This is a genomic window from Coleofasciculus sp. G1-WW12-02 (genome assembly GCF_040219735.1).
Classification (GTDB): domain Bacteria; phylum Cyanobacteriota; class Cyanobacteriia; order Cyanobacteriales; family Coleofasciculaceae; genus Coleofasciculus.
In genome coordinates, this window is sequence record NZ_JAVJRX010000203.1 from 20,031 (window position 1) to 27,053 (window position 7,023).

6 protein-coding genes are annotated in these 7,023 nt (G+C 45.0%); 1 reads left to right on the forward strand and 5 read right to left on the reverse strand.

Annotation, left to right across the window (positions count from 1 at the left end; translation table 11 throughout):
• Positions 1-68 precede the first annotated feature (68 nt).
• Together modA and modD are read right to left on the reverse strand one after the other, a co-directional pair.
• A complete protein-coding gene (modA, locus tag RID09_RS31875) occupies positions 69-872 on the reverse strand; it encodes a molybdate ABC transporter substrate-binding protein (protein WP_446340001.1) in 804 nt (267 codons plus the stop codon).
• A 158-nt stretch (positions 873-1,030) separates the two neighbouring features.
• On the reverse strand, positions 1,031-1,876 hold the full coding sequence (gene modD / locus RID09_RS31880) for a ModD protein (protein ID WP_446340003.1): 846 nt from the start codon (positions 1,874-1,876) through the stop codon (positions 1,031-1,033).
• Positions 1,877-2,055: 179 nt separating this feature from the next.
• Here modD and RID09_RS31885 point away from each other — a divergent pair, with 179 nt between their 5' ends.
• On the forward strand, positions 2,056-2,265 hold the full coding sequence (locus tag RID09_RS31885; RefSeq protein WP_446340005.1) for a TOBE domain-containing protein: 210 nt from the start codon (positions 2,056-2,058) through the stop codon (positions 2,263-2,265).
• Between the two features lie 191 nt (positions 2,266-2,456).
• Here RID09_RS31885 and nifB read toward each other — a convergent pair whose 3' ends face one another.
• The 3 genes from nifB to nifE form a co-directional block, all read right to left on the reverse strand.
• On the reverse strand, positions 2,457-3,740 hold the full coding sequence (gene nifB / locus RID09_RS31890; RefSeq protein ID WP_446340007.1) for a nitrogenase cofactor biosynthesis protein NifB: 1,284 nt from the start codon (positions 3,738-3,740) through the stop codon (positions 2,457-2,459).
• A 107-nt stretch (positions 3,741-3,847) separates the two neighbouring features.
• Entirely contained in the window at positions 3,848-5,329 is a 1,482-nt protein-coding gene (locus RID09_RS31895; protein ID WP_446340009.1) for a nitrogenase component 1, read from the reverse strand.
• 57 nt (positions 5,330-5,386) lie between these two features.
• Positions 5,387-6,736 carry a nitrogenase iron-molybdenum cofactor biosynthesis protein NifE gene (gene nifE / locus RID09_RS31900; RefSeq protein ID WP_446340011.1) on the reverse strand — a complete coding sequence of 450 codons (1,350 nt, stop codon included), beginning with the start codon at positions 6,734-6,736 and terminating at the stop codon, positions 5,387-5,389.
• Positions 6,737-7,023: the final 287 nt, after the last annotated feature.

Here is a 7,023-nt window from a genome sequence, read left to right on the forward strand (position 1 = left end):
TAGGGGCGCAAGGCTTGCGTCCAAGGCATAGTATCTCATTCGATCAGGAAACTCTATATTTGAAACCGTTAATCGCTAGCCAAGCTGAAACCATATTCCTTAAACACAGTTTTAGCAGGTTCAGTTGAGAGAAACTGCACAAATGCTTTCGCTGAATCTTGATTTTCACTCTCTTTTAATACCGCAACTGGATAAATAATTGATGCGTGAGACGCTTCTGGTGCTGTGGCGATAACCTTGACATTATCTGATACGTTAGCATCCGTGGCATAGACTAAACCTGCCTCAACATTTCCGGTTTCTACATAAGAGAGAACTTGGCGCACATCTTTGGCAAAAACCAGTTTACCTTGGATGGGTGCATATAACTTCAGTGAAGTGAGGACTTCCTTTCCATATTGTCCAGCGGGTACACTTTCCGGGTCGCCAATTGCCACTTTGTTCACTTTATCGGTACTCAATTCTTTGAAATCAGAAATATCTGTCTTATCCTTTGGTGTAACCAGAACAATTGAATTTTTCAATAAGTCTTTGCGCGTATCCGTTAACAGCAAATCTTTCTCTTGCAAAGCGTTCATCTGTTTCGGCGCGGCGGAGAGAAAGACATCTACGGGCGCTCCCTGTTCGATTTGCTGTTGCAGAGAACCGGAAGAGCCAAAGTTATAGGTAATGGTAACGTTAGCTTGTTCTTGAGTATACAACGGCGCGATCGCTTTCATGGCATCCTGGAGGCTAGCCGCTGCTGATACCGTGAGTTCTACAGATTCGGGTGACGTTGCAGAAGGGTTTGGAGGTGTCATTTGAGAACAACCCACGACGATTAAGAATGTCGCAACCATCCAAACCATTGAGAGAACAAGTCGTTTTTTCATTTCCCTGTTGCCTCAGCTAATGACTGAGGTGTAGTAAAGGTACAAAAGGTGTTGATAGGATCATCGTACTAATGATTGCCAAACATTGATTGCACAGAAGCCCATGGCACATCTGGGAACAGCTTTGTACAGACGTTCCGCCGGAACGTCTCTACTTGTTACTTCGGCTCAATTTCTACCTGGATATCAGCAGGCTTGGCATAATAGGGAGCGGTTAAGACTAACCCATCTACGCCCGTTGCCGCATAATTGGCAATATTAGCGTCATTAATCCCGCCAGCAGCCAGAGTAATCAGCGTTGGATTCATGGACTTAATCTGGGGAATTGCCTCCGCTAATGCCTCAACATTTACTTTGTCAAATTGAATCCCATCAATGCCTGAAGTGGCTAGGTTAAAGGCGGTAGCCATATCTTTAACTTCAACAATGACTTTCTTTTCCTTAACCTGGCGCTTAATGACGGGTAGTTGCTGAATTAGTTGGTCAATTGAACCCAAAAAGTTGAGATGCTGTTGGAAGATTAAAACAGTTTCCGAAACTCCCAGTCGATGGGGATATGCTCCACCCGCTAAGATGGCTTTCACGGCGATGGGTTTAGTTGCTGGGATAACTTTGCGAGTGGTATAGAGCATCACATCCTGATTCGCCGCTTGTGCTATTTGCACCAGATTGTAGGTTTTGGTAGCTACTCCGCAGGCATATTCGAGTAAATTCTGGGTAGGTTTCCAAGCCAGATGCAAGGCGGCGGCGTTTCCGGTAGCACTGAGAAAGGGGACTCCTGCGTCTAAGATTTGACCCGTTGCCAAGATTGCTGTCACGTCTGCCCCAGTTTGGCGTAAGATACTGGCGGCTTCTTCGGTGCAGGCTAGAACGGTTTTGGCGCGAGTGGTAAAGCGGATTGTCCCTGTGCGATCGCCAATTCCTAGCACCTGAGTGGTTAAATCAAAATAGGGAACGTCTTCTTGGATTAACTGCTGTAGTAACTGCTGTGAGATAAAAACCATTACTTATGCCGCATTTTTGCCTTCGGTAGTCTGTTTTGGCTATATCAGTTTTGCGAGGGTAAAAGTGAGTAAAATAATACAATTAGCTGTTTTTATAAAATTATTCAGCGAAATCAGCAAATCCAGTAATTTTTGGTATTATTAGCTGGTTAACCAATGACTAAATCAGGGATTGAACTATGGAAGTTAGCGCTCGCAATACCTTTAAAGGGACAGTAAAAAAGGTTATACCTGGAGCCGTTAACAGTGAGGTGACTATAGAAGTTGCTCCTGGGGTGGAAATGACGGCAATTATCACCAAGTCTTCTGCGGAACGGCTCGGTCTTGCCGAGGGTAAGGAAGCGTATGCTGTTGTTAAAGCGACAGATGTCATGGTGGCAACGGATTAAAGGGTGCGTGATTGAACACAGGTTGTCCCAAATTCTCAGTTTTCACCAATTAGCAGCCGCCCTGAATCGTAGGGGCGCACAGACTGTGCGCCCTGCTTGTAGTAAGGGCTTTAGCCCTTGATTTCGTTGGGTTTCCTTAGGTCAACCCAACCTACAACCTATTCCACAATTTGTGAAAGAATAATTAAACCTTAACCACAACCTAAGCCACTCCCGGTACATTCTCCAACTTTACCGGCGGCAACTTGCCGTTTACCCTTCAACTTTGACAAATCACTTCCTTCATAAACCGCTTGTAATCCCGTCTCAATAAAACCGCTCATTTCCACGGGAAGCACGCCGCACTTGGTCAAAATTTCTTTAGGGTTATCGCCAATACTACTCGCTAAAATCGCTCGACAATCTTTAAGCATATTAGCGACTTTTTGCCACCGTTCAAAACCACTTCCCCGTTCAGGGGCGAGGCGTTCTTCCACTAAGGTAAAGCCTTGATCGGTTTTCTGCCAAATCTGAAACTGATCCGCTTGACCTAAATGCTGATTCACCAGAATTCCTTCAACGCTTGCCACAGCCACATAGGGACGTTCTTTTTCTTCAATGGGAATAACTTTCTTAGAACAAGCAATTAAACAACCGTGGAATTCCTCGGACTGATCCGCGCCCAAAAGTCCCACGGCATCTGCCCGACAGCGCGTGCAATGGCGCATTTGCGGTAAATATTCCTCGCATTCTTTGCGGATTTTCGCCATCATAATTGCATCGGGTTCAGTCAATCCCTCAAATGGCGTTTCTGCGGTGGGATACATCGCCATGGCATTAAATAAATCTGCCCCCAATTCTGCCATAGCTTTGGCGACTTCCACCACATGATGATCATTAATTCCCGGCATGACAATGCAGTTAATTTTTACCGTAATTCCTGCGGCTTTCAGTCCTTTAACGGCGGCTAATTGGCGTTCTAAGAGTAACTGAGCGCCTTTTAGTCCCTGATACACTGACTTTTCATCCCTCACCCAACGGTAAACTTTGCGAGTAATATCAGGGTCGATTGCGTTGATGGTAACGGTAACGTGACTGACGCCAATTTTGGCAATTTCTTCGATATACTCGGATTTGAGATTCAAGCCATTGGTTGCCAAGCAGAGAATTAAGTCGGGAAACTTTTCCCGCAGTAGGCGCATTGTGCCTAAGGTTTCCTCTGGATTCGCAAAGGGATCACCTGGACCAGCAATTCCAGCAACACTAATTCTCGGTTCTTTCTCTAATACCTTTTCCATGTAAAAAGCGGCTTGGGCGGGAGAAAGAATAGTACTGGTTACACCGGGTCTACTTTCGTTGACGCAATCATATTTACGATTGCAATAATTGCATTGGATATTGCACTTAGGTGCCACAGGCAAATGAACTCGTCCGAACTGTCCTTTTACCTTGACATTAAAACAAGGGTGATTTTCCAAATTAACTGTAGCTGTCATGGTTTTATCTCCTGAAGTGATGAGTTGAATTTAGAGAAACACTCTCTAAACTAAGTCAGTAACAAATGGTTAAATCGTGACTTTTAAACAAATGACAAATGACAAAACTAGAGATAGCCATACCCCACAGGTGAATCGGTTTGCTTCTTCTCGATAATTGCATTCACAATCCGATCCAATAGGTTCTGAGTGCCGCGATAACCCAGATGTAGCATCCGCTGTCCGCCAAAGCGATCGTGAATTGGGAAGCCTACCCGGATCAGGGGAATTTGATGTTGTTTGGCTATGGAATATCCTTTACTGGTGCCAATCAACATATCGGGGTTTAGGCTTTCGATTTCTTCGGCAATTTCATAGAAATCAAATCCTTCTTTGATGATTGGCGGTTCGGTAACAATATCAGAAGTAACCGCGTGAATTGCTTCGGCAAAATGTCCACTATTTCCCCCTGAAGCACATAAGACTATCTTCATGCCAATTTCGGCTAAAAACGCCGTTAACCCGACACACAAATCCTCTTCCCCATAAACAACCACCCGCTTACCAAATAGATATTTATGGGAATCAACATAGGCATCAACTAACCGTCCCCGTTCTAGTTCATGTTTTCTTGGTGTAGCGCAACCAGAAACCTCTTCTAGGGCGTCAAAGAAGCGATCGCACTCTCGCAACCCAATCGGCATACCCAAGGCGTACAGGGGAACACCGCAGCGTTCAGCTAGCAGTTGACCCCCAGAATTACCACTACGCTGCAACACTTGACCGAACTCAATCGTGGCGCTAGAATGTCCCATACTTTGAATTGCTGCAATTGGCGTTCCCCCTTCCGGAATCTTTTCATAGTCCATTTGCGCTGGTCCGTCTAAGGTTTCTGAGATATCCGGTAGGATAATTCCCGGATGATTAAAATCATCGAGAACTTCTTTTAAATAACGGATATCGGCTGGAGAGACTAATCCAGGTAAAAGATTGACTTTGGACCTGTTGAGTGTGTAGGGGCGGGTTTCACTACTATCTTTTTCTGTTCGCCCAGATGTGACTAAACCCGCCCCGACTCCTGGGGATTGGGAAGACGTTGCGGGTTCGACTGTTTCCGATTCAACTAATTGATCAATAACTGCCCTTACTGTGGCATGAAAGCCTTCGATATGGGTGCCACTATAACTGGGGGTGGAGACATTCAATAAGGTTGGCAATTCCCTGTCACCAAATTCTTCCTTAAACTCTTTCAAAAATCCTGTGACATCATCACCAATGGTTTCAGTCAAGCAAGTGGTGGCAATTCCCACAACTTTTGCGCCATATTTATCCATGACATTGAGGATACCTTTTTTCAGGTTAGGTCCTCCGCCATAAACGGCGTGTTTTTCACTCAATGAAGATGAGGCGATGTCAATGGGTTCGCGAAAGTGACTAATGATATAACGCCTCATGTAGGTGGCGCAGCCTTGTGATCCATGCAGGAATGGCACAGTTCCCTCAATACCTCGAAACGCGATGCAAGCGCCGAGAGGTTTACACAGTTTACAGGCGTTAGTTGTGGAAACGTAAGCTTCTGTTTTTTGTTTAATTTTGAGTTTCTTAGACATGGGTCAATCGGTGGCAGCGAATTAGGTAACGGATGAGGAAGAGGCGGAATATTGAAGCTAAGAATGGTTTTTGCGCGGTACGAATCTCCATACCGGAGACATGACAGTGCTATGTACTTCTTTGGCAAAATTAACCATTCCCACAAACCCTTCTAACGCTTCTTTGCGTTCGTGGTTGTGGTCGCAAAACCCTAGCCCTAATTTATAGGCAATGGGTCGTTCTTTTACTCCCCCGACAAAGATATCAACATCTTTTTCTTTTAAAAATGCTGATAGTTCTAAGGGGTTAGAATCATCAACAATAATTGTGCCTTCATCTGTGACTTCGTGGAGTTCTCGGTAGTCTTCGCTGGTTCCCGTTTGCGAACCAACCATAACCACATCCATGCCTAAAAGTCGGAACGCTTTAACTAAGGAAAAAGCTTTGAACGCACCGCCAACATAAATCGCCGCTTTTTTACCTTGCAAGTCTTTGCGGTACTCTTGCAGTTTAGTATACAACAGCGTTAATTCTTCACGCACTAATTCTTGAGCGCGTTTGAGAATTTCTGGGTCATCCTCGAAGAATCGGGCAACTTTATACAAGGCTTCTGCCATGTCTTCTACGCCAAAATAAGATACTCGCAGAAAAGGAGTTCCATACTTCTCCTTCATCATCTTGGCTAAGTCCATCGTCGCCCCAGAACACTGAACCACGTTGAGTGCAGCGCCGTGCGATCGCGCAATATCCCCAACTCTACCATCGCCTGTGATGTTGGCAACAACCTGGATACCCATGCGTTCAAAATATTCACGGATAATCCAAATTTCTCCGGCTAAATTAAAATCGCCCAAAATATTAATACTGCGTGGAGAAATTCCTGTAGTATCCCCTGTACCGACCAAGCGGAACATAGCGGTACAAGCGGCATTGTATCCCGCCCGTTTGTTGCCCTTAAACCCTTCTGATTTAACGGGAATTACCGGGATATTTTTTTCTTGGCTAACTCGCTTACAAATCGCTTCTAAATCATCGCCAATAATGCCCACTATACAGGTAGAATAAACAAACGCTGCATTAGGGTGATGTCGGTCAATCAGTTCCGTTAACGCCTGATAAAGTTTTTTCTCACCACCAAAGATGACATCGCGTTCTTGTAAGTCAGTGGAAAAACTCAACCGATGCAATTCAGGACCCGATGAAAGCGCCCCGCGAATATCCCACGTATACGCCGCGCACCCGATAGGTCCATGAACTAAATGAACCGCATCAGCGATTGGGTATAAAACGACGCGAGAACCACAAAAGACGCAAGCCCGTTGGCTAACTGCACCAGCAAGGCTGTCTTTATTACATTCAAGGTCAAATGGTTGGTTCCCCTTGCGGTGAATTTGCTTTTCACGTTCTTGGAAAATAACAGGTTCCATGTCGTCAGGCTCAAAAATGTTGTACAAAAATACTGTTAGAAGAAGTGAAAAATGCGGGTAATTTGGTGTTGAATTTTACTGAGATATTCGGTAAGCCCCGACACCCGCCAAGAACTCAAGTTCTTGGCTTATAGCTCAAGTCGTCTAAAGACGACTGGAATTCTGGGGAACATGTCACCTTGGGTCTTTGTGGAGGGGCGACTGTTGGCATCAAGTAACAATTGTATCCATTCAATTGACTCGTGTCGCCCTTGACTAATCCTTTCTTTGAAATGTTCTAGAATTCT

What these genes read in the sequence shown, in the direction of transcription:
- modA (WP_446340001.1), bottom strand. Translation starts at nt 872, where the DNA reads ATGAAAAAACGACTTGTTCTCTCAATGGTTTGGATGGTTGCGACATTC.
- modD (WP_446340003.1), bottom strand. Translation starts at nt 1,876, where the DNA reads ATGGTTTTTATCTCACAGCAGTTACTACAGCAGTTAATCCAAGAAGAC.
- RID09_RS31885 (WP_446340005.1), top strand. Translation starts at nt 2,056, where the DNA reads ATGGAAGTTAGCGCTCGCAATACCTTTAAAGGGACAGTAAAAAAGGTT.
- nifB (WP_446340007.1), bottom strand. Translation starts at nt 3,740, where the DNA reads ATGACAGCTACAGTTAATTTGGAAAATCACCCTTGTTTTAATGTCAAG.
- RID09_RS31895 (WP_446340009.1), bottom strand. Translation starts at nt 5,329, where the DNA reads ATGTCTAAGAAACTCAAAATTAAACAAAAAACAGAAGCTTACGTTTCC.
- nifE (WP_446340011.1), bottom strand. Translation starts at nt 6,736, where the DNA reads ATGGAACCTGTTATTTTCCAAGAACGTGAAAAGCAAATTCACCGCAAG.